The 22,276-nt window shown below is 66.3% G+C and carries 14 protein-coding genes; 5 read left to right on the top strand and 9 right to left on the bottom strand.

All coding sequences use genetic code 11. From position 1 onward, the window contains the following. Nucleotides 1-97: 97 nt before the first annotated feature. Both JAB4_RS13545 and JAB4_RS13540 read left to right on the top strand, forming a co-directional pair. Nucleotides 98-1,153, top strand: coding sequence for a sulfate ABC transporter substrate-binding protein (locus JAB4_RS13545; RefSeq protein ID WP_121669183.1), 1,056 nt, complete (start codon nucleotides 98-100; stop codon nucleotides 1,151-1,153). Between the two features lie 163 nt (nucleotides 1,154-1,316). Next, nucleotides 1,317-1,535 (top strand): TOBE domain-containing protein, encoded by a 219-nt coding sequence (locus tag JAB4_RS13540; RefSeq protein ID WP_034757699.1) that lies wholly within the window; start codon nucleotides 1,317-1,319, stop codon nucleotides 1,533-1,535. Nucleotides 1,536-1,586: 51 nt separating this feature from the next. Here JAB4_RS13540 and JAB4_RS13535 read toward each other — a convergent pair whose 3' ends face one another. After that, the gene (locus tag JAB4_RS13535) at nucleotides 1,587-1,817 is read right to left on the bottom strand and encodes a DsrE family protein (protein ID WP_227742150.1); all 231 of its coding nucleotides are present in this window, start codon (nucleotides 1,815-1,817) and stop codon (nucleotides 1,587-1,589) included. 415 nt (nucleotides 1,818-2,232) lie between these two features. On the opposite strand from JAB4_RS13535, the gene JAB4_RS13530 reads away from it, so the two are divergent. Then, on the top strand, nucleotides 2,233-3,111 hold the full coding sequence (locus tag JAB4_RS13530; RefSeq protein WP_034778183.1) for a serine hydrolase: 879 nt from the start codon (nucleotides 2,233-2,235) through the stop codon (nucleotides 3,109-3,111). 46 nt (nucleotides 3,112-3,157) lie between these two features. Here the strand turns inward: JAB4_RS13530 and JAB4_RS13525 are convergent, their stop codons facing one another. Then, nucleotides 3,158-4,090, bottom strand: coding sequence for a DMT family transporter (locus tag JAB4_RS13525; RefSeq protein WP_070224831.1), 933 nt, complete (start codon nucleotides 4,088-4,090; stop codon nucleotides 3,158-3,160). Nucleotides 4,091-4,210: 120 nt separating this feature from the next. Between JAB4_RS13525 and JAB4_RS13520 the strand changes: the two genes are divergently transcribed. Then, entirely contained in the window at nucleotides 4,211-5,110 is a 900-nt protein-coding gene (locus JAB4_RS13520) for a LysR substrate-binding domain-containing protein (protein ID WP_070224830.1), read from the top strand. Nucleotides 5,111-5,113: 3 nt separating this feature from the next. On the opposite strand, the gene JAB4_RS13515 is transcribed toward JAB4_RS13520, so the two are convergent. The 6 genes from JAB4_RS13515 to JAB4_RS13490 form a co-directional block, all read right to left on the bottom strand. Then, nucleotides 5,114-7,048 (bottom strand): methyl-accepting chemotaxis protein, encoded by a 1,935-nt coding sequence (locus JAB4_RS13515; protein WP_070224829.1) that lies wholly within the window; start codon nucleotides 7,046-7,048, stop codon nucleotides 5,114-5,116. A 159-nt stretch (nucleotides 7,049-7,207) separates the two neighbouring features. Next, nucleotides 7,208-9,166, bottom strand: a complete 1,959-nt coding sequence (gene recD, locus JAB4_RS13510) for an exodeoxyribonuclease V subunit alpha (protein ID WP_070224828.1) — start codon at nucleotides 9,164-9,166, stop codon at nucleotides 7,208-7,210. Beyond that, nucleotides 9,156-12,827, bottom strand: coding sequence for an exodeoxyribonuclease V subunit beta (recB, locus tag JAB4_RS13505; protein ID WP_070224827.1), 3,672 nt, complete (start codon nucleotides 12,825-12,827; stop codon nucleotides 9,156-9,158). Before recB ends, recD begins: the two co-directional genes overlap by 11 nt. After that, a complete protein-coding gene (gene recC / locus JAB4_RS13500; protein ID WP_070224826.1) occupies nucleotides 12,824-16,258 on the bottom strand; it encodes an exodeoxyribonuclease V subunit gamma in 3,435 nt (1,144 codons plus the stop codon). Before recC ends, recB begins: the two co-directional genes overlap by 4 nt. A gap of 75 nt (nucleotides 16,259-16,333) precedes the next feature. After that, entirely contained in the window at nucleotides 16,334-19,369 is a 3,036-nt protein-coding gene (locus JAB4_RS13495; RefSeq protein WP_070224825.1) for a CHASE domain-containing protein, read from the bottom strand. A 143-nt stretch (nucleotides 19,370-19,512) separates the two neighbouring features. Further along, the gene (locus JAB4_RS13490; protein WP_070224843.1) at nucleotides 19,513-20,403 is read right to left on the bottom strand and encodes a LysR family transcriptional regulator; all 891 of its coding nucleotides are present in this window, start codon (nucleotides 20,401-20,403) and stop codon (nucleotides 19,513-19,515) included. A 108-nt stretch (nucleotides 20,404-20,511) separates the two neighbouring features. Here JAB4_RS13490 and JAB4_RS13485 point away from each other — a divergent pair, with 108 nt between their 5' ends. Beyond that, the gene (locus JAB4_RS13485) at nucleotides 20,512-21,492 is read left to right on the top strand and encodes a cyclase family protein (RefSeq protein ID WP_139143657.1); all 981 of its coding nucleotides are present in this window, start codon (nucleotides 20,512-20,514) and stop codon (nucleotides 21,490-21,492) included. Nucleotides 21,493-21,504: 12 nt separating this feature from the next. Here the strand turns inward: JAB4_RS13485 and cobA are convergent, their stop codons facing one another. Then, the gene (gene cobA, locus JAB4_RS13480) at nucleotides 21,505-22,269 is read right to left on the bottom strand and encodes a uroporphyrinogen-III C-methyltransferase (protein WP_070224824.1); all 765 of its coding nucleotides are present in this window, start codon (nucleotides 22,267-22,269) and stop codon (nucleotides 21,505-21,507) included. Nucleotides 22,270-22,276 lie beyond the last annotated feature (7 nt).

Raw genomic sequence — 22,276 nt, 5'->3', positions numbered from 1 at the left:
CAAAGGGAATCGTATCTAAGCATATTACGAAAAATTCGTTTCTTTTCCGGCCGGAATTTTAGACTATGTCTGTCTATTCTCACAACAAGAGTTCAACATGACCCATTCCAACGCCGTATCGACTGCCGCAGCGACACTCACCCAACGCTCGCGCCGCTGGTTCCTGGCCAGCGCCCTGGCCGCTTCCGCTGCCGCCATGAGCCTGCCCATGAGCGTGTCCGCCGCCGAACCCGTGGTCTTGCTGAACGCCTCGTACGACGTGATGCGCGAATTGTTCAAGGATGTGAATCCCGCATTTATTGCGGATTGGAAAGCCAAAACGGGCGAAACCATCACCATCAAGCAGTCGCACGGCGGTTCGAGCAAGCAGGCGCGCTCCGTCGCCGACGGCCTGGAAGCGTCCGTCGTGACCATGAACCAGGCCAATGACATCGATATCCTCGTCGACCGCGGCCTCGTGGTGGCCGACTGGGCCAAGAAATTCCCGAACAATGCGGCGCCGTTCTATTCCACCATGGTATATCTGGTGCGCAAAGGCAACCCGAAACACATCAAGGATTGGGACGATCTGGCCAAGCCCGGCATCAAGGTCATCGTGCCGAACCCGAAAACCTCGGGCAACGGCCGCTACACCTACCTGGCAGCCTGGGGCTATGCCGTGAAAAAAGGCGGCAGCGAAGCGCAGGCGCGCGACCTGGTGACCAAGCTGTTCAAGAACGTGCCCGTGCTCGACGGCGGCGGCCGCGGCGCCACCACCACCTTCACGCAGCGCGAAATCGGCGACGTGCTGGTGACGTTCGAAAACGAAGTGCAACTGGTGCGCGCCGAATTCGGCGACAACTTCGAAGTGGTGTATCCAAGCATCTCCATCCTGGCCGAGTCGCCCGTGGCCGTCGTCGACAAGGTCGTCGACCGCCGCGGCATCCGCAAGGAAGCCACGGCCTACCTGCAATACCTGTACTCGGAGCCGGGCCAGGAACTGGTCGCCAAGCACTACCTGCGCCCCCGTTCGGCCGCGGTAGCGAAGAAATACGCGGCCAGCTTCAAGCCGATCACCCTGTTCACCATCGATGAGGTGTTTGGCGGCTGGAAACAGGCACAAAAGAAACACTTTGACGATGGCGGCGAGTTCGACAAGATTTATCAGAAGTAATCTGATCTGCATCAACGAGAAACCGGGACATGTCCCGGTTTTTTCATGTCCGCAGCTGTTTGCGCATATCGATATGCGCATCGATTCGTGGTCAAAAGCGTGCGCGCGCCGTACTCTGGCCATGTCGCGCCGCACGGCGTATTACGGGCATAAAGGAAACAGCATGGCTATCTCGGAAGTGAATGTACGCAACCAGTTTCGCGGCAAGATCAAGGAAATCATCTTTGGCCCCGTGGTATCCGAAGTGGATGTGGAAACGCCGCACGGCATCGTCACCTCGGTGATCACCTCGCGCTCGATCAAGGACCTGGACCTGAAAGTGGGCAGCGAAGTCATCGCGCTGGTCAAATCGACGGAAGTGTCGATCGCCAAGATCCAGTAAGCGTTGCCCCCTTTCACGCCGCGCCCTTGCCATCCGGCAGCGGCGCGGGCGTCAGGGCTGGATATACGCATGGCCTTCCTGCCACTGCAAGCGGCTCAGCTCGGTCACGCCCGAGGGCACGATGACGGCTTCGGGCAGCACGCGCTGGCGGTCGATATTGCGTCCTTGCAAGGTGTTATTGCAGACGCGAAAGCTCACGCCGCGCTGGGCCAGTTCGCGCACCGGCACCTGCATGCGCCCCGAGGTCGATGCTGCGGCACCAGTCCATATATTTTTTAGCACGATGCGTTCTCCGCAGTCCGCGCTGCGAGCGTGAACGCATGCCTACGGCGCCCCGCTTGCGGGGCCTAGCGCGGTGCAACGAAGCGCGAAGGAACAGGCATCAACGGCGAAGCGCACGGCGCCTTCGGATCAGACTGCCAATATTGCTTAATTCATACGAAGTTTCCAAGATGAAATCAATAAGTGCGGAACAATTTTCACTACGGCAAGAATAGCCCCATTTATTTGCCAAATTGCCCGCAAAGCCGCCTGTCGCGGGCTTGTACCGTAGACATCGCTTGATCTTTAATGGTATTGTTTAAGCTTGGCAAATATTGCCTCCGAGATACACGCCGCGTCCCCGCGCGGCCCTGTTCCGGATTTGCGCGCAGCGCCCACGATGGCGCCCCAAAACTGCTTTCCCACATACAATCCCATGCTCAAAAAAATGTTCGCCGCGGTGCTGATGACGCTTTCGACAGCGGCCATCGCCGTGCCCTTCGGTTCCCAGTCGATCCTGGTGGTCGAAGACGGCACAGGCAAAGTCTTGCTTGAAAAAAATTCCAACGTGGTGGTGCCGATCGCCTCGCTGACCAAACTCATGACAGCCATGGTCGTGCTCGACTCCAAGGCGAATATGCAGGAAGAGATCAGCATCGACCGCGAAGACGTCGACACCTTGAAACACAGCACTTCGCGCGTGCCCGTGGGCGCCACCCTGAGCCGCCACGACGTGCTGCAACTGGCGCTGATGTCGTCCGACAACCGCGCCGCCGCCTCGCTGGCGCGCACCTTCCCCGGCGGCCCGACGGCGTTTGCCGTGGCCGTCAACGCCAAGATCAAGGCCCTGGGCATGCGCCAGACCGTGATCGAAGAACCGACGGGCTTGTCGCCGAATAACCAGTCGACGGCGGCCGACCTCGTCAAGATGGCCGTGGCCGCCTCGCGCTACCCGGAAATCAGCCGCATCACCACCGATTCGAAGGACGTCATTCAGATCAAGGGCCGCGACGTGGAATACCACAACACGAACCGCCTGGTGGGCGCCAAGGGCTGGGATATCGGTCTGTCGAAGACGGGCTACACGAATGAAGCGGGCCGCTGCCTGATCATGCGCATCAAGTCGGCCGGCAAGTTCGCCACCATGATCCTGCTCAACGCGCGCGCCAATTCCGTGCGCGCCATGGACGCCGTCAACATCCGCCGCATGCTGGCGGCCGAGAACGGCATCGAAGAGCCGAAGGTGATGCGCGCTTCCGTCAGCCGGCACAAGAAGGCGCCGGCCAAGCCATCGAAGCGCCGCCGCGCCCGCTAAGCACGGCTGAATGCCGGGGTCAGACCCGACGGGTCTGACCCCATAACTATTTTCCCTGGCGGTTGGTCATCACCACGCCGGCAATCGTCACCGCACCGCCCAGCAGCATCGAGGCGAGCACCGGCTCGCCCAGCAGCGCCGCCGCCAGCACGATGCCGAACACGGGCACGAGGTTGTTGAACACGGCCGTGCGCGACGGACCCAGCGCCTTGACGCCCTCGTAATACCAGACAAAGCCGATCACCGTGCCGAACACGCCCAGATAGCCGATGGCGGCCCACACTTGCCAGCCGAAGCTGTGCCACGGCACGGTGGGGAATTCGACGGCCGCCCCCACCAGCAGAAAAGCCAGGCCCCACATCGCCGCATACGTGGTGGCGGCGATGGGCGACAAGCCCTTCAGCGCGACCCGGCCGATCAGCGTATAGGCGGCCCAGCTGGAAATGCCGCAGAACATGAAGATTTCGCCGGCGCCGATGCCGCCGCCCGTGCCGTGCAGCACGCCGGCCAGGTCGCCGCGCGTGATGACGATGGCCGTGCCGCAGAATGCCAGCATGATGCCCAACCATTTGAACGATCCGAGCCGCTCGCGGAACAGCATGGCCGAGGCCAGCGCCGTGACGATGGGATTCAAGGCTACGAACAGGGCAGTGCGCCCCGCCGGCATGCGCGACAGGGCCGCCAGGAAGCACAGATTGTATAAAAAGATGCCCGTCAGGCCCAGCGCCGCCGTCGTCATCAGCTGCTTGCGGTCCAAGCGCGGCAAGCCCCCTTCCAGTTTCCATGCCAGCACGACGAGCAGCAGCACGGCCACGCCGAAGCGCCCGCTGGCGGCCGTCATGGGCGGCATCTGCTGCGCCAGCACGCGGCCCGCGATGAAGGTGCCGCCCCAGAACAGGGCGACGCAGATCAGTTTCAGATAGACGAGCGGCGATTGCGCGGCAGGCAAGGCGGCTGAAGGTACGGCGGAAGAAGACATGGGAGTTCCTGTAAAGCCGCTTGCGCGGCGGGTGGCGTACATGCTGTACACTTATATATTAATACTAATATCAACTCATGAAATAATGAGCAAATACTCATACAACAGGAAAACCACAGCATGACCTTCACGCAACTGGAAATCTTTACCCTGGTGGCCGAACTGCACGGTTTTTCCGCCGCCGCCGCGCAACTGGGCATCAGCCAGTCGGCCGTCTCGCATGCGTTAAAAGCGCTGGAAAAGGAAATGGGCGTGGACCTCATCGTGCGCCACCAGGCGTCGGCGGAGCTGACGGACGTGGGCCGCCAGCTGCTCGTGCGCGCGCGCGAAATCCTCGGTTTGTCGGAAGCGATGCGACAGGAAGCGGCCGACGTGCTGGGCCAGCGCCAGGGCAGCCTGCGCATCGGCTCCTTCGGTCCCACCTCGTCGTTGAATCTGCTACCGGCCATCACGGCGCAATTCCGCCTGCGCTATCCGGGCATCGCCCTGCACATCGACGAAGGGGCCGACCATGAAGTGGTGCAGTGGATACGCGAACGCAGGGTCGACGTGGGCTTCGTCGTGCTGCCCGACGAGCGTTTCGATACGGCGCCGCTGGTGGAAGACCAAATGATGGCGCTGGTGCCGCGCAGCCACCCGCTGGCCAGCGAAACGGCCATCACCCTGGCGCAGCTGTGCGAAGGGCCGTTCATCATGTCCGAGGCGGGCTGCGCCTGCCTGATCGAGCCCCTGTTCGCCAACGCGGGGCTGCAGCCACATGTCCCCTACCGCATCAGCCAGGTCATCACCATCCTCGACATGGTCAGCCGCGGCGACGGCGTCTCCATCGTCGCCGAACTGGCCCTGCCGCAGCGGCTGCGGGAACAGTATCCGGAGCTGGTCGCCCTGCCCTTGAACCCGCCCGTCAGCCGCAAGGTGGGCCTGGCCGTGCGCGACCGGCGCCAGAACACGCCGGCCACCAACGCTTTTTTTGAAGTCGCAAAGCAGATGGCGCCGACCCTGGCGCCCCGGCGTACTTAAAGTTTAAAACGTCTCCCACTCGTCGCTGCGCTCCTGCTTGGCGACGGGCGCTTTTGTGGCGGGGCGGCTGGCGATGCGCGCCGGAGCCGGCACGCGCGCCACGGGCCTTGCGGCATGCGGCACGGCCGCCGGCGCCTGCCCGTCATCGAGCTTGAACACGCCCACCACCTGCGCCAGGGTGCTGGCCTGGTCCTGCAGGCTTTCGGCCGCAGCCGCCGCCTCTTCCACCAGCGCCGCATTCTGCTGCGTCACCTGGTCCATCTGCGCAATGGCCTGGTTCACCTGTTCGATGCCCGAGCTTTGCTCGACGCTGGCGGCCGTGATTTCGCCCATGATGTCGGTGACGCGGCGCACGCTGTCGACAATTTCCTGCATCGTCGCCCCCGCCTCGTCGACCAGGCGCGCGCCCGAATCGACCTTGCCCACCGAATCGTCGATCAGCAGTTTGATTTCCTTCGCTGCGCCAGCGGAGCGTTGCGCCAGGCTGCGCACTTCCGTCGCCACCACGGCAAAGCCGCGTCCCTGCTCGCCCGCGCGCGCCGCTTCGACTGCCGCATTCAAGGCCAGGATATTGGTCTGGAAGGCGATGCCGTCGATGACGCTGATGATGTCGACGATCTTCTTCGACGAGTCATTGATCGAGGCCATGGTGTCGACCACCTGCGCCACCACTTGCCCGCCCTTGCTGGCCACGCCGGACGCCGATTGTGCCATCTGGTTGGCCTGGCGCGCATTGTCCGCGTTCTGCTTCACGGTACTGGTCAACTCTTCCATCGAAGCGGCCGTTTCCTCCAGCGAGCTCGCCTGCTGTTCCGTACGCGACGACAGGTCCTGGTTGCCGGCGGCGATTTCCGACGACGATACCTTGACCGATTCGCTGGCCGTGCGGATCTTCACCAGCACGGCGGCGATCTTGTCGATGAAGCGGTTGAAGGCGCCCGCGATCTGCGCCAGTTCATCCACGCCGGAAGCGTCGAGGCGGCGCGTCAAATCGCCCTCGCCCGAGGCGATGTCGTCGAGCGCGTCGCGCACCAGTTCCAGGCGCTTGAGCATTTTGAACACCAGCAGCGACAGCAGCAGCGCCGCCAGCCCGGTCAGCAGCGCGGCCGTGACGGTGGCCGTCGTCAGCATCGTCTGCAAGGCTTGCATGGCTTCCTGCTGGTCGAGCACCACGGCCAGCAGCCAGTCGGTGCCCGCCACGCGCGTCACGTACAGCTTGCCGTCGCGCTCATTGAGGCGCACGGCCTCGCTCGCGCGCGAGCTTTCCAGGCGGTTGACCTGCGCGGCCGACAGCGCCGCATCGAGTTTCGTCACCGGCTGCAGGCTCAGTTCCTTGTCCGCGTGGGCGATGATGGTGCCGCTCTGGTCGACGAGGAAGGCAAAGCTGTGCGGCGTCGGCTTGATCGCCACCACGTTGGCAATCACCGTATCGAGCAGCACGTCCGCGCCTGCCACGCCCAGCAGCGCCTCTTTCGGGCCGACGGGCGCCGTGAACGACACCACCAGCTTGTGGCTGGCCGCGTCCACATACGGCGGCGTGAGCATCGGCACGCCCGCCTTGACGGTGTCCGTGTACCAGGCGCGCGCCGTCGGATCGAAATCGGCCGGGCGGCCCGGATGGGTAAACACGGAACGCTTGTCCGCGTAGCCGATGAACACTTCCGCAAAATCGCCGGCCTTTTCCGCGATCTGGAAGGCGCGCAGCGGATCGGGCGTCTCGGCCGACATGACGACGGAGGCCATGACTTTCTTCTTGCCATCGACCCATTGCGCCAGCACGGCGGACTGGCTTTGCAGCAGCTGCTGCATCTGCTGGTCCGACGACGCCAGCATGCTGCTGCGCGTGGTGACGTAATTGGCGACCGACAAAGCCAGCATGGACAGGACGACGATGGCCACACAAATGAGCACCAGGCGCGTGCGAAGGGAAGACAACATGATGGACTCCTCGTTTCGATTTGATTGGCGTGAAACAGTGCTTTTGCACTACTTCACCTACGTAAGCATTCTCACACAAAAAACGGAACAATTATCGTCAATATTCGGAATACAACACATATATTTCCACAAGGAAACGCACCCCCTCCCATCAAGCCCTCAGCCGATCAACCCTCTCAGCCCGCTGGCGCGCTGCGTGCGGCGCAAAATCGCGTCGAACAGCACGGCCTGCGTGGGCGAGACGAGGGTAAAGAAGTCGCGCGCGCGCGTGATGCCCGTGTAGACCAGCTCGCGCGCCAGCATGGCGCCGCCTTCCTGCGGCAGCACCAGCACCGTGTGGCGAAATTCCGAGCCCTGCGACTTGTGTACCGTCATGGCAAACGCCGTCTCCACGTGGCGCAAACGCGTGGCCAGCACGCTGCGCACATTGTCCCCTTCCAGGAAGTACACGCGCAGGGAGCCCGGCCGCGCAGGGTCGCGCAGGGTCAGGCCGATGTCGCCATTGAACACGCCCGTGCCGTAATCGTTGCGCGTGACCATCACGGGACGGCCCACATACCATTCGCTGCGGCGTATCAGCCCATCCTTTTCCAGCCGCAGCTCGATGGCCGTGTTCAGGCCCGCCACGCCCCATTCTCCCTCGCGCACGGCGCACAGGATGCGGAACGCTTCAAAAGCATGCAGCACGGCGCGCACCCAGTCGTCATACTGCGCGTACGCGGCCTCGCCCGCGTTCACCAGCGCCAGGTAAGGCTGATAGCCGCCCGGCGCATCCCCCCGCCCGCGCAAGGCCAGGCGCAGCACGTCTTCCTGCTGCGCCGGCACGCTCCACGCCAGCTGACCGCCGCTGTCGGCGGCGAAGCACGCCCTGGCCAGGTCGGGCCTGCCGGCATTCACGGCCAGCGCCAGCTCGCCGATCGGGCCGCTGAAGCGGTGGCTGTGGCGCAGCATCACCGTCTGCTGGGCCAGCGCGCCGGCGTTACCGGCAAACTGCGCGGGAATGGCCACGCCGCTGGCCGCCTGCGCATAGGCGATGGTGGCGTCCGTGTAGCCGCCCGCCTGCGCATCGTGGCACAAGTCGCCCAGCACGGCGCCCGCTTCCACGGACGCCAGCTGGTCCTTGTCGCCGAGCAGGATCAATATCGCCGTGGGTGGCAAGGCGTCGAGCACGGAGGCCATCATTTCCAGGTGCACCATCGACGCTTCATCGACGATCAGCACGTCGACGTCGAGCGGATTGCCCGCGTGGTGGGCAAAGGCGCGCGTATCGGGCCGCGCGCCCAGCAAGCTATGCAGGGTGCGCGCCGCGCCCATGCGCCGCGCCAGTTCCAGCAGAGGCAGCGCGTCGCCGGCCTTCGCCGCCAGCCCTTCGAGCGCCTTGTCGATCGACTGTTTTAATCGCGCGGCCGCCTTGCCAGTCGGCGCGGCCAGCGCGATGCGCAGCTGCTCCGGCTGCGGCGAGACGGCAAACAGCAAGGTCAGCAAACTGGCCACCGTGTACGTCTTGCCCGTGCCCGGGCCGCCCGTGATGATGGCCACCTTGCCGCGCAAGGCGACGGCGCAGGCCACCTTTTGCCAGTCAGGGCCACCGTCCTGCGTGGGCTGGTCGAACAGGATGTCGAGCCATTGCCGCACCTGCGCCAGCGGCGGCTCGCTCAAGTCCTGCGCGCGGAGGGCGATTTTCTCGCCCACCAGCGTCTCGTCACGCCAGTAGCGGCGCAGGTACAAACGGTCGCCATCGAGCACCAGCGGCTGTTTCACATCGGGCGCACCCACCTGCCACACCTGCGGCGCGCCGGCCAGCAGCGCGCGCCAGCCGGCGACGCTGTCCGGCAGCGGGCCGGCAACGGCCAGCACCCCATGCCACAGCTCCTCGTTCCAGCCCAGCAGCTGCGAAGGTTCGCTGGCCAGGTCCGCCAGCATCAAACAGCTGTGGCCCCGCCCTTCCAGTTCGGACAGCACCACGCAGGCCACGGCCACGGCGCGCGCATGCGGCGCCTGCCCCTCCAGACTGGCGATGAAGCGGGCAAAGGCGGCGCTCAGGCGGCGCAGATGGCCATCCCCGGCGATGCCGTCGACATGGGTAAACAATGCGTCCATCTGCGCGTCATGCTGCATGGTGTTCCGTTTCTTCTAACAGTTGATCGAGGCCGTCCAGCAATTCCAGCTGCGGCGCCAGCCAGTAGCAGCCATGCGTGTCCGCATTCGCTATGCCGCGCAGGAACAGGAAGATGGCGCCGCCCAGATGTTCGGCCGGGTCGTAGGCGTCGCCGAGCCGGCTTTTCAGCAGCCGGTGCAGGGCCAGCATGTAGATGGCGCCCTGGATGTCGTAGCGGTGCTGCGCCATGCCGGCCGCCAGCGCCTGCGTGTGGTAGGCGGCGTCGTTGGCGCCCAGCGCATTCGACTTGTAGTCGAGCACCCAGTAGCGCCCCTCCCGTTCGATGACCAGGTCGGCAAAGCCTTTCAGCATGCCGTGCAGCTGGCGCCGCGGCAGCGCGGGACGCGGCGCGCCGTCGAGCAGCAAGCGCGTGCACAGTTTATCCAGCGCTTCGGTGGACAAATGCTCGCTGGGGAACCAGAACTCCATCTCGGACAGGGTGCTGTCCAGTTGCGACAGCGATGCATCGAGCAGCGGCAGCGGCGTGACGGCGATTTCCCGGAGCCAGGCGATGGCGTCTTCCTGGCGGTGGCCCCAGCCCGCCCGTTCGCAGCGCGCGGCCAGGCGCGCATCGAAATTGGCATCGTGGACGCCGTCAAAGCCTTCGCCGCCCATCCACTCGAGCTGCTCATGCAGAAAATTGCCCGGCACGGAACCGCGCGGGAAGCGGTGCCATGGCGCGTCGCCCATTTGCATCGGCGCGGCCACGGCCACGGCCGTGCCATCTTCCAGCAAGGTCTCTTCCAGCGCCCGCTGCGGCACGTGCGCGGCCGCCACGGCACCGATCTGGCGCGTCAGCGACGTAAAGCTGCCCACCGACCAGTCACGCTCGAATTCGCCCACGAACACGGGTGCGGGCCGCAATTCGGGACGGCGCTCGATGCGATCGAGCACCGTGCAGGCGTCGGGCTGCGCCAGAGAACTCACATAGATGGCGTCGCAGCTGCCCGCGACCTGCTGCCAGCGCAGCAGCAGCTGCTCCGCCGGCAGCTTGTCGCCGCCCGTCAGCAGGTAGCCCAGCGCCGACTCGTGCAGGGTGTTCTCGCCCGCCTTGCGCGCCGCCTGGGCGGCCACGCCCAGCCACAGGAAGTGGCGCGCGCGCGTCAGGGCCACGTACAGCAGGCGCAAGTCTTCCTCGATGCGCGCCTCTTCGACCGCCGCCATCGCTTCGTCGGACAAGGACAGGTCGAGGCGGCGCTCGCCTTTGTCATCCGCATAATCGAAGAAACTGCGGTTGCGCTTATCGACCTTGCGCGCCGTGACGGCAAACGGCAGATACACGAGCGGATATTCGAGGCCCTTGGATTTGTGCACGGTGATGACCTTCACCAGTTCCGCATCGCTTTCCAGGCGCAGCACGCGCTCGTCGCCGTTGTCGCCCTCGCCGGCGATCTGCTCGGCCAGCCAGCGTATCAGCGCCTGCTCGCCATCGAGCTGGCGGCTGGCCGATTGCAGCAGTTCGGCCAGGTGCAGCAGATTCGTCAGGCGCCGCTCGCCGCCCGTCTGCTGCAGCAGCATGGCGGGCAACCGCAGTTCGTGGATGAAGCGGCGCAGCATGGCCAGCACGCCCTGCCGCTGCCAGATCAGGTGCAGGGCCTTCAGCTGCTCGACCCGGCGCTCCCACTCCAGTTCATCGCTCGACAGGCGCGCCAGCTCGCCCAGCGACAGGCCGATGGTGCGCGTGGCAAAGGCGGCGCGCGCCAGGCCCCCGTCGAGCGGGTTGGCCAGCGCCGCCAGCCAGCGCAGCACGTCTTGCGCTTCCTCGCTGTCGATGACGGAATCCTTGTCGGACAGGTAGACGCTGGCGACCCGGCGGCGCGCCAGCGCGCGGCGGATGGCCGCCGCTTCCTTGCGGTCGCGCACGAGCACGGCGATATCGGCCGGCTGCAGGCGCGTAAAACCGTCGGGGCCAGCGAAACCGGCTTGCGCATCGCCCAGCATGGCGACGATGTGCTCCGCGCAGTGCTGCGCGAAATACTCGCGGTAGCCGTCGCCGCGCAGCCCTTCATCGCTGGCGCAGGCGGCCAGCAGGGCCGGCAGGGGGCCGCCCGCGTTCACCAGGTACTCGTCGCGGCCCTTGGCGTCGACGGCCTCGAACGGCAGCGGATTCTCGCCGTTTTTGCGGTAGCGGAAGGCGCCGGCCGGCACCTCGTCGCGCTCGGCGTGCAGGAACAGCTGGTTGACGGCCGCCACCAGGGGCGCCGTCGAGCGGTAGTTGGTGCCCAGCTGGTAGTGGCGCCCTGCCGTGGCGCGCCGCGCCGCCAGGTAGCTTTGGATGTCGGCGCCGCGAAAACCGTAGATCGACTGTTTCGGGTCGCCGATCAGGAACAGGCCCAGCGCCGGATCGTTGTCGGCGATGCGGTACAGCAAATTGAAGATCTGGTACTGCGCGGGCGCCGTATCCTGGAATTCATCGACCATGGCCAGCGGGTACTGGTCGATGATGCGCTGGCGCAGGGCCGGACCATTCTCGCCGGCCAGCGCGTCGTGCAGGCGCTGCAGCATGTCGGCAAAGCCGAACTGGCGCGACTGGCGTTTTAATTGATCCATGCGCCGCGCGATGGCCGCCGCCGCATGCAGGTGCAGCTTGTGCGCCAGCGGCGTGATGGCCGCCAGGGCGATGCCCAGCGCCTCCGTATGCTCGAAGCACTCGGGCACCTGGGCCGTGAAACTCTTGGCAAACGCATCCTCGATGCCGAACGGCGTCAATCGTTCCCACGCCTTGGCCGTGATGGCGGGCAGCAGCAGGAGCGGATCCTGCGCCCAGCGGCGCAAGCCGTCGAACCACTTCGCCAGATTCTCCGGCTTCATCTTGACGCCGTTAAAACACTTGGGATTGGCGGCGCGGTGTTCGTTGATCCAGGCGGCCATCAGGTCCACGCGCTCGACCCAGCCCGCCTTCAGGGTGGCCAGCTGCGCGGCCAGCGCCCGCTGTTCGCGCGCGATCAGCGCCGACAACGGCTCTTCGTCCGCCATGCCCATGATGTCGGCGCGGCGCGCCAGCTCGCGCGCGCCCTTCTTCAGCGCTGCCACGTCGGGCCAGCATGCCAGCAGCACGTCGAGCGCCTGCGGCGGCAAGGGATAGACTTGCTGGCGCCAGTAATCGTGGGCCGCATCCTCGAACAGCGCTTGCTCGTCGCTGACCAGTTCTTCGTCGAACAGGCTGCCGCTGTCGAACGCGTGCTCGCGCAGCATGCGTTGGCACCAGGCGTCGATGGTGAAAATGGCCGCTTCATCCATCGTCTCGGCGGCCAGCATCAGCCGGTGCGCGGCCTTTTGCCGTTCGCTCTCGTCCGGACAGGACTCGAGCAGGGCGTCGAGAAACGGGTCGCCGCCGCCGGATTCAATGCCAGATTCGTGCCGAAAATAAGCGGCCGCCTCGATCAGGCGCTCGCGCACGCGGTTCGACAATTCGCGCGTGGCGGCGCGCGTAAACGTCATTACCAAAATATCGGCCGGCAGCAGCGGACGCGTAAAGCGGCTGTCATCGTCGCCGTGGCCCAGCACGAGGCGCACGTACAGCGCGGCGATGGTCCAGGTCTTGCCGGTGCCGGCGGACGCCTCGATCAGGCGCGAGCCGTGCAGCGGAAACGCCAGGGGGTTGAGCAGGTGGCTCGTCATGGTTCTTCTCCCGCGCCATCATCGGGCGCGCTGATCGGGTCAATCGTGATGTGTTGCTGCAGCCAGTCGGCCAGCGGGCCATACAGCTCGCGCGTGCAGTCCTGCCACGCTTCCTCGGCGGCCAGTGCGGAAAACTCGGGCCACAGGCGCGCCAGGCACAGTTCTTCGCGCTCGCCCGAGATGTCGAAGCCGCCGTCATACACGGCGCGCGGGTCGCCCTGCTGCACCAGCGCCAGGCCCGTCTTGCAGGCCGTGGGCAGCGGATGGTTCATGCCTTCGCGCCACAGCGCCAGCAGGGTGGCCAGCGCGTCGCGCGAACTGGCCGGATCGAGCGGCGCCATGCTGACGATGGCGTCGCGCGCCACCAGGTAGCCGGTGACGGGAAAGCCGAGGGCGGCGGCGGCCAGCTGGCGCAGCCACATCAGCATCAGCTTGTCGCCGCGCGCCTGGCCGCCCTTGTCCGTCACCTTCGAGGAAATCTGCATCAGCCAGGCCGTCTCCTGCCCGTTGCTGCACAATCTGTCGAGCCAGTCGTCGATCTGCACCTCGCCGAAGGGCAAATTGATGGCGCGCTTGTCGGCCGCGAGCGGGAACGAGGCGCGCAAGGACAGCCACGCGCTGCGCACGGGCACGAGCGCCTCGACCAGCTGCGCCTGCACCTGCCGGCCGATCAGGCCGATGGGCAGCACGCCCTCGCGCGCCAGGCGTGCCGCGCGCGCCTCCAGGCTGGCGCGCACGTCGTCGATATCTTCCACGGCGCCGCCGTCATCGAGCATGGTGTCTTCCAGCAGATAGCGCTCGAGCGCATTCAGGCCGAACGGCTCTTCATCCTCGCCCAGCATGGCCGCGTCGGCGAAATACACGCTGAGGCGGCGGCGAAAGAAGTACTTGACGGGCTGGCGCAAAAAGCTGGCCAGCTCGCCCAGCTTCAGACGCGTGCCGGGATCGAGTTCGTAGGGGCCCAGCGGCAGCGTGGCGGCCTGCGCATCGGCATCGGCCGCATCGGCATCGGTATGGACCACGCGCCATTCGCGCGCATAGGTCAGCAAGCCATCGGCCTCGAAATAGCGGCGGCTGAACGGCTGCAGCGCGTGCTCGGTGGTCAGCGACACCAGGTGCCGGTCCAGCGACCAGCCGGCGGCCAGGTAATCGCGCAGCTGCGACACCAGCACGGACGGCGGCTGCTCGGAATTGTCGCGCACATTGCGCCCCACCCAGCTCACGTACAGCTTGTCGCGCGCGGCCAGCAAGGCTTCGAGCATCAGGTAGCGGTCGTCGTCGCGGCGCGAGCGGTCGCCCGGGCGCGCCATTCCGGGCAGCGCCAGCAGGTCGAAATCGGCCTTCTGCGCGCGGCGCGGGAAATCGCCATCGTTCATGCCCAGCAGGCAGACGACGCGAAACGGCACGGCGCGCATCGGCATCAGGGTACAGAAAGTCACGCCGCCGGAGACGAACTGGTGGTTCAGGGTCGGCTCGTCCAGCGCGCCCAGCCACGCCACGCGCAGCACGGACAGCGGCACCGCCTCGACAAAGCCCGCATGCCCGCAGGTTTCCAGCCAGCCCTGCAAGGCGCCCTCGAGCTGCGCCAGGGTCAGGCGGTCGCCCTCGTCGTCCGCATCGAAAAACGCGGCCAGCAGCGCGCGCGCCTGCGCGCCCCACTCGGCGGGCGTGCGCGCGCCGGCCAGCACGGTGCGCCAGTGCAGCAGCGCCTCGACCAGCTGCGCCAAAGACCCTGCCAGCGCCGCATCGAGGCCGCCGACTTCCGCATACGGCTCGATGCCGCCGAAGCTGGCGCCACTGCCGCTGGCATAGCCGAGCAGCATGCGCCGCACGCCGAAGATCCACGCATTCTGTTCCCCGGCCGCGCCCAGCCCCAGGCCGGCGCGGTGTTCCTGGTCCAGGCCCCAGCGTACGCCCGCCCCTTCGATCCAGGCACCCAGGGTGGCCAGGTCGTCCGGCTGCAGGCCAAAACGTGCCGCCAGCGCCGGCACGTCGAGCAGGTCGCGCACCTCGCTCTGGCGGCAGCGCTGCTGCGGCAGCTGCAGCAGCCACTCGAGCGCGACGAGCAGCGGATTGACGCTGCGGTCCTTCACGTCGCCGATCTCGAATGGAATGAAACGCTCGTCGTTGCGCCGGTACTGGCCGAAAACGGCGTGGATGGCGGCCGTAAACGTGTCGATGTCGGGCACCATCACGACCACGTCGCGCGGACGCAAGAGCGTCTCGGCGCTATGCGCGAACATGGCCAGCAGCTGGTCGTGCAGCACTTCCACTTCGCGCTGCACGCTGTGCGCCACGTGAAATTCGATCGAGCGGTCGCCGGCGTCGGGCGGCGTTTGCTCATGTTCGGCCAGCGGGCGCAGTTCGCGGATGGCCACCTGCACCTGCTGCAGCAGGGTTTCGCCCGTCTCCTCGCCGAACAGGTCGATGCGCAGGCTGTCGTCACGCCCTTCGGCTTGCGCGTGTTCGTCGAATTCGTCAAGCATGCGGATGAAATCGCGCCCTTGCCTGCCCCAGCTGGCCAGCAGCGGATGGCTGTGCGCATGCAATTCTTCCAGCGGAATGTGCGCCAGGTCGGTGCCGTTGCGCTGCCGCTGGCGCTTGTTTTCCGCGCGCAGCAAGTCGCGCCCGTCGATGATGTCGCCCCAGTAGAACTGGCATGGATTGGGCACGGCCAGCACCACCTGCGTGTGGCGCGCCAGCGCAGCGAGCGCCTGCAAGGTCTGGTACGGCAAGGCCGACACGCCGAACAGCACCACCCTGCGCGGCAGCTTGCCAAGCGGCGCATCGCCGGCGGCGATCGCCGCCAGGAAGGCCTCATGGATGTCGGCGCGGCCCGTATCGCGCTCCAAGGCCTCGACGTCCTGGCCCACGGCGCGCCACAACTGTGCCTGCCAGCGCTGGTCTTCCTTCAAGACGATGGCTTCCCCGCGCGCCGTGCGCAACTGGTCGCGCCCGGCCGCCCAGTCGGCCAGCCAGTCGGCGCGGTAGACCTGGTACTGGTCGAACAAGTCGGCCAGGCGCTCGGCCAGCTGCAGCCGGCGTTCGCAATCGCCATCGGCCAGGAAGTAGCGCAGCGGCGCAAACACCGGGTCGGCCAGCAGCGACGGCAACAGGCGCATCAAACGCCAGGTCAGCGGGGATTTATCGAAAGGCGACACGCGCGGGACGCGCTCGCGGCCCAGCATGCCCCGGTAGCTTTCCCACAGCAGGCGCGCCGGCAGCGCGATGCGCGTGGCGGCGCACACTTTCATCTCCTCGGCCAGGGCGATCTTCAGCCATTCGGCCACGCCGTTCGACTGTACCAGGAAGATATCCGTTTCCAGCGGCGCCAGCGGATGCTGGCGCAGCCACTGGAAGACGGCGGCGCGCAGCTGTTCCAGCTGGTTGCCATGCAGGATGAGGAGGCCGGGCGTGACGGGTGTATGCATGCTGATCCGATGGGTTGCCGCGTCTCCGGCCGGGTGACCGGAGACGTCAAACGCCTATTATCGCCGCTGCCTGCCTCAAGGGGCGTCGCTGGCGGCAAATTCCATGGAAATTTGTTCCGCCACCTGCGCCAGCGCCGGCCCGAGCGCCGCCAGCAAGGCGCGCGCCTGCTGCATGTCGCCGCCCAGGCGCAAGCCTTCGATCGACAGGCACAGGGCGGCGAAAGCGTGCGCGCCCACGGCCAGCGCCGACGATTTGCTGCGGTGGCCCAGGTCGGCCAGGCGCCCCAGGTCTTCCAGCGCCAAGGCTTGCTCCATTTCGGCGATGCCGTCGCGCGCCGTGTCGAGAAACAGCTGGGTGTACTTGCGCATCTTCACGGCGTCATTGCTGAACGTGAGCGCCAGGGTGGCCAGATCGAGGATGGCCGTGTCGCGCGATTCCGGCGCGGCGTCCGATGGCGGCGCTGTCGGCGCTGTCGGTGCCGCCGCCAGCCTGTCGCGGCCGATGCCGCCAATGCCGCCACGCAGGCGAAACCATTTCGCCAGCAGGTGAAACAGCAGATTCGGGGCGATCGGCTTGGTCACGAATTCATCCATGCCCGCCTCCAGGCAGCGGGCGCGGTCTTCGCTGCCCGCGTTGGCCGTCATGGCGATCACCAGCAGGCCGGCCAGTTTCGGATCGGCGCGGATGCGGCGCGTCGCCTCGAAGCCGTCCATCTCCGGCATCTGCACGTCCATCAGCACGCAGTCGTAGCGCTGGCGGGCCAGCAATTCCAGCGCCTCGCGGCCATTGCAGGCGACGCAAACAGTGGCGCCCGCGTCTTCCAGCAGCTCGCAGCCCACCTGCTGGCTGAAGATGTTGTCTTCCACCAGCAGGATGGAGGCGCCGCGGATCACCCCCAGCACTTCCGGCTCCACTTCGGCGATGCGCTCGTCGGCCCCCTGCGCGCTCTTCTCCAGGCGCGCCGTGAACCAGAAGGTGCTGCCCAGGCCCGGCTGGCTGTACACGCCCACCTTGCCGCCCATGAGCTCCACCAGCTGCTTGCTGATCACCAGCCCCAGGCCGCTGCCGCCATACTTGCGCGTGGTCGACGGGTCGGCCTGGTGGAAGGAGCGGAACAGCTGCGCCACCTCTTCCTGGTTCATGCCGATGCCCCGGTCCTGCACCTCGAAGCGCAGCATGGCATGGCTGGCGCGCTCCTCGGACTGGCGCACGCGCACGAAGATGCTGCCATTGTCGGAAAACTTGATGGCGTTGCTGGTCAGGTTCAGCAAGACCTGCTCCAGGCGCAGCGGGTCGCCGCGCCAGCGCTGCGGCAGCTCGGACGCGATATCGAACTGCAGCGCCAGGCCCTTGACGGCGGCCGCGTCGCCCAGCTGGCTGGCGATGTTCGCCAGCAGGGTGTCGAGACGGAAGTCCAGCACTTCCAGTTCCAGCTTGCCCGCCTCGATCTTGGAAAAATCGAGGATGTCGTTGATCAGGCCCAGCAAATGCTGGCCCGAATGGAAGATTTTCTGCAGATAGTCGCGCTGGCGCGCATCGGCCACCGATTTCAGCGCCAGGTGCGCCATGCCGATAATGCTGTTCATCGGCGTGCGGATTTCATGGCTCATGTTCGACAGGAAGTCGCTCTTGGCCTGGCTGGCCGCGTCGGCCTGCTCTTTCAGGCGGTGCAGTTCCGTCACGTCGGTGGACAGGCCGATCAGGCCCGTGACGGGACCGGGCAAGCCCAGCGGCACCTTCACGCTCCACAGGTGATGCACCTGGCCCTGCGCATCGACGAAGCGCTCCTCGCCGACGAACTTGGCGCCGCTGTCGAAGACCTGGCGCTCCGTCAACTGCGCGGCGGCCGCCGCATCGCCGAGCATCAACTCGCCATCCTGGCGGCCGATCAGCTGCTCCGCGGGACGGCCGAGGATGGTTGCCGTGCGCGCATTCACATAGCGGTAGCGCAGGTCGGCATCCTTCATGTAGACGTAGGCGTCGACGCTGTCGAGCACCGTATCGAGCAGGGTGCGCTGCGCCACCGCGCTGCGGCGCGACCGGTACAAGGTAAAGATATAGCCGTAAATGAGCAGGGTGCCGGCCACGCCGACGCCCAGCGCCAGCCATGGAAAATAGCGGTCGAAGGGGCTGTACAGCTCTGCCTTGCGCACGCGGAAATGGGCTTTCCACAGGCCGCCCTGGTAAGCGACGGGCAGCACCTGGTCGAAATAGTCGGCATCGCTGCCCGGTTGCGGCGGCGGCGCCGCCAGGTCGCCGTCATCGTTGAACAGCAGGCGGTCCTGCGGCGTGATGGACAGGGGCCCGCTGGCCGTCAAAGGGTCGGCCGCGCTGTACAGGGTCAGGTGCAGCGGTTCCAGGGCGCTGCGTTCGAGCGCGCTGTGCACCAGCTGCGCCACGCCAAAGCCGATGCCGACGGAGCCCTGGTAGGCGGCGCGGCGCTCGGCCACGCTGCCCTGCGGCATGCCATTGCGGTACACGGGCAGGCGCATGCCCAGGCCGATATGCGCGGGCGGCCCCTTGATCATGATCACCTGCCCCGATGCGCTGACCTGGCCGCTGTCGCGGGCCTGCGCCAGCGACTGCGCCACCAGCGGGTTGGCGCCGATATCGACGCCCATGCGTTCGGCCAGCAGGGAATCGGGCTCCAGGTAGGTGAGCACCGTGTATTCAGGCCGCTCGCCCGCAGGCCGGATGGTGAAAGCGGGATAGCCGCGCGGCGCCAGGCTGGTGTCACGGCGCACGGCCTCGATGAAGGCGGCGCGCTGCGCCGACGGGACGGCCGCCGCGTAGTTGACCGATTCGATGGCCGGGAACTGGCGCACGATATCGAGGCCGGCCACGTAATCGTGGAACTGGCGGCGCGTCAGGTGCTCGCTGGTGCGGAACAGGGCCTCGAGGCCGCGCAGCAGGTCGGAATAGCTTTTTACGCGCGTGATCAGGCTATGCTGGGCGCCATGCGTGAGATTGTCGAAACGCTGTTCGGCGTCGTCATTGACCGTGCGCGCCGCGCCCGCATACAGGACACCGCCCACCGCCAGGGCCAGCAGCAGGCCGCCCGCCCATATCCTGAAGCCCGATACCGCCCCGCCCTTGCTCAAAGTGTGCATTGTCGATCGCTTATTCCAGTTTCCTCGAATGTGCGGCGCTCCGGCCGCCCAGCAAGTACGAGGATACTATCAAAGCTCATGCCCGACGCGCTTGTGCAAGAAAAAAAGCGCGCAGGAAGGTTGCACTGGAAAACACCGGGTGCCTAGCCCCCCTGCAGCGCCCCGGCCAGGAAGTCGCAAAAGGCGCGCACCTTTTCCTGCACGTGGCGTCCATCGGGCGTCAAGGCATACACGCCGCGCCTGGCCATGCCGTGCGACGGCAGCACGCGCACCAGGGCGCCGCTGGCCAGCAGCGGCGCGGCGACGAACGACGGCAGCGCCCCCACGCCGATGCCCGCCACCAGCATATCGGCCAGCAGCAGGCTGCTGTCGGCGGAAAAGCGCACGGGCAGCACGATGCTGCTCGGCCCCTCCGGGCCGGCCAGCTGCCAGACGCCGGGACTGTCGGCCAGGCGGTAAGCGAGGCAATCGTGGCCGTGCAAGTCCTGCGCCTGGCGCGGCGTGCCGCGCCGCGCCAGGTAGACCGGCGCTGCGCAGATCATCTGCTCGACGTCGCCCAGGCGGCGCGCCACCAGGGACGAATCGGCCAGCGCGGCGCGGATGCGCAGCGACACGTCAAAGCCCTCGCCCACCACGTCGCGCAGGCGGTCATCCAGGGTCATCTCGATCTTGACGTCCGGATAGCGGGCCATGAAGTCCGGCAGCAAGGGCGACAGCACCTTCAGGCCGAACGACAGCGGCGCATTCACGCGCAGCCGCCCGGCCACCTTGCCGGTACAGCCGCGCGTGGCCAGCTCCAGCGCATCGACTTCGTCGAGCAGGCGGCAGCATTCGAGATAGTAGGCACGCCCGCCGTCCGACAAGCTCATGCGCCGCGTCGTGCGCACCAGCAGCAGTGTGCCCAGGCGCGCTTCGAGCTGGCGCACCTGCTTGCTGATGGCCGCCGCCGACTGATTCAAATCCAGCGCCGCCTTGCTGAAGCTGTCGCGCTCGACCACCTTGCGAAACACGCGCATGTGCGCCAGGACATCCATCATTATTTCTCTACAGTTGAATATCTTATTATTTTATCGCTGATTATCATTGAAATGGAAAACAATATGATGGCGGCTTCTTTATTCATGTCACGCAAGGAGTACCCCATGTTCAAACCATCCGCCACCCTGACTGCCCTGCTGCTGGCCCTGCTCGGAGGGACAGTGCAGGCCGCCCTGCCCGAAGTGGGCATCAGCCCCTGGGGCCCGAAAGACGAGATCGGCCGCCTGAACCTGATGACGCCGGCCTCGCGTGCCGCTATCCTGGCGCGCATCGACGGCGGCAAGAGCTATGATCTGGCCGTCGATTTCTATATTGGCATGCCCAGCTGGCAGGCGGCCGGCGACCCGCCCTACCAGATGTGGATGACGCACACGCCGAAAGGCAACGTGGTGGCCGATTCCATGCAGGTGGGCGAACAGATGAACCGCCACGTCAGCTACACGGGCTCGGCCGTGTCCATGTATGCGCACATGGGCACGCATATCGACGCCCTGAACCACTTCGGCCTGAACGGCAAGATCTGGAATGGCTTTACGGAGGAACACTACCTGGGAGACCGGGGCTGGACCGTGACGGGCGCGGAGAAATTGCCGCCGATCGTGGCGCGCGGCGTGCTGATCGACGTGGCCGTGGCCAAGGGTCTCAAACAACTGCCGGATAATTACCGGGTGACGCGGCAAGGCTTGCGCGCGGCGCTGGCGCAACAGAAGGTCACGCTGGAAAAGGGCGACGTGGTGCTGATACGCACGGGCCGCATGCAGCATTATGAGCAGGCGCACACCTACATGGCCAATCCGCCGGGCCTGTCGCTCGATGCGGCGAAATTCCTCGTGGAAGATGGCGGCGCCATGGTGGTGGGCGCGGACAACCTCAGTTTCGAGGCGTTTCCGTCCGAAGTGGCGAACAATTACCTGCCCGTGCACACCTATCTGCTGGCGCAGCAGGGCACGCCCATCCTGGAACTGGTCGACCTGGAAGCGCTGTCGCGCGACAAGGTGTACCAGTTCGCCTTCATCGGCGCCTCGTTGAAATTCCGTGGCGGCGACGCGGCGCCCATCCGTCCCGTGGCCCTGCCGATCCGCTAGGCGCGGACAGGCTCAGACGCAGGCAGCCTGCAAGGCACCATGGTCATCCCAGGCATCGGCGCAGCGCACCACCTCGCCCACGACGATGATGCTGGGGCTGCCCAGGCCGCTGGCCAGCAAGTCGTCGGGCAGCTCCTGCAAAGTGCTCAGCAACTGGCGCTGGGCCGGCAGGCTGGCCGATTGCACCACGGCCACGGGCGTGCCGGGCGCCATGCCGCCGGCCAGCAAGCCGGCCTGGATGGCCGTCACCCTGGCCACGCCCATGTAGATGACGAGGGTGAGCTTGCTCTGCGCCAGGGCCGCCCAGTTCGGCTCCGAGGCGCTATCCTTGCCGTGGCCCGTGACGAAGATGGCGCCCTGGCTCCGGGCGCGATGCGTGAGCGGCACACCGATGCCGGACGGCGCGGCCACGCCGCTGCTGATGCCGGGGATCACCTCGACGGCCACGCCATGACTGCGCAAATAAGCGCGCTCTTCGCCGCCGCGCCCGAACAGATAGGGGTCGCCCCCTTTCAGCCGCACCACGTGCAGGCCGGCGCGCGCTTCGGCCAGCATCAGCCGTTCGATGAACGCTTGCGGCGTGGAGGCGCAGCCGCCCCGCTTGCCCACCTCGACCACGCGCACGCCTTGTGCCGCATGGGCAAGGACGGCCGGATTGACGAGGTCGTCGATCAACACCACGTCTGCCCGCGCGATGGCCTTTACTGCCTTGATCGTCAGCAGGTCCGGGTCGCCGGGACCGGCGCCGACCAGGGTTACGCTTCCACATTGCGTCATGATGCAC

The organism is Janthinobacterium sp. HH102 (assembly GCF_001758625.2).
In the GTDB taxonomy this organism is placed as follows: domain Bacteria; phylum Pseudomonadota; class Gammaproteobacteria; order Burkholderiales; family Burkholderiaceae_D; genus Janthinobacterium.
The sequence above is the reverse complement of the archived record's forward strand: the minus strand, read 5'-3'. Positions and strand labels throughout refer to the sequence as shown.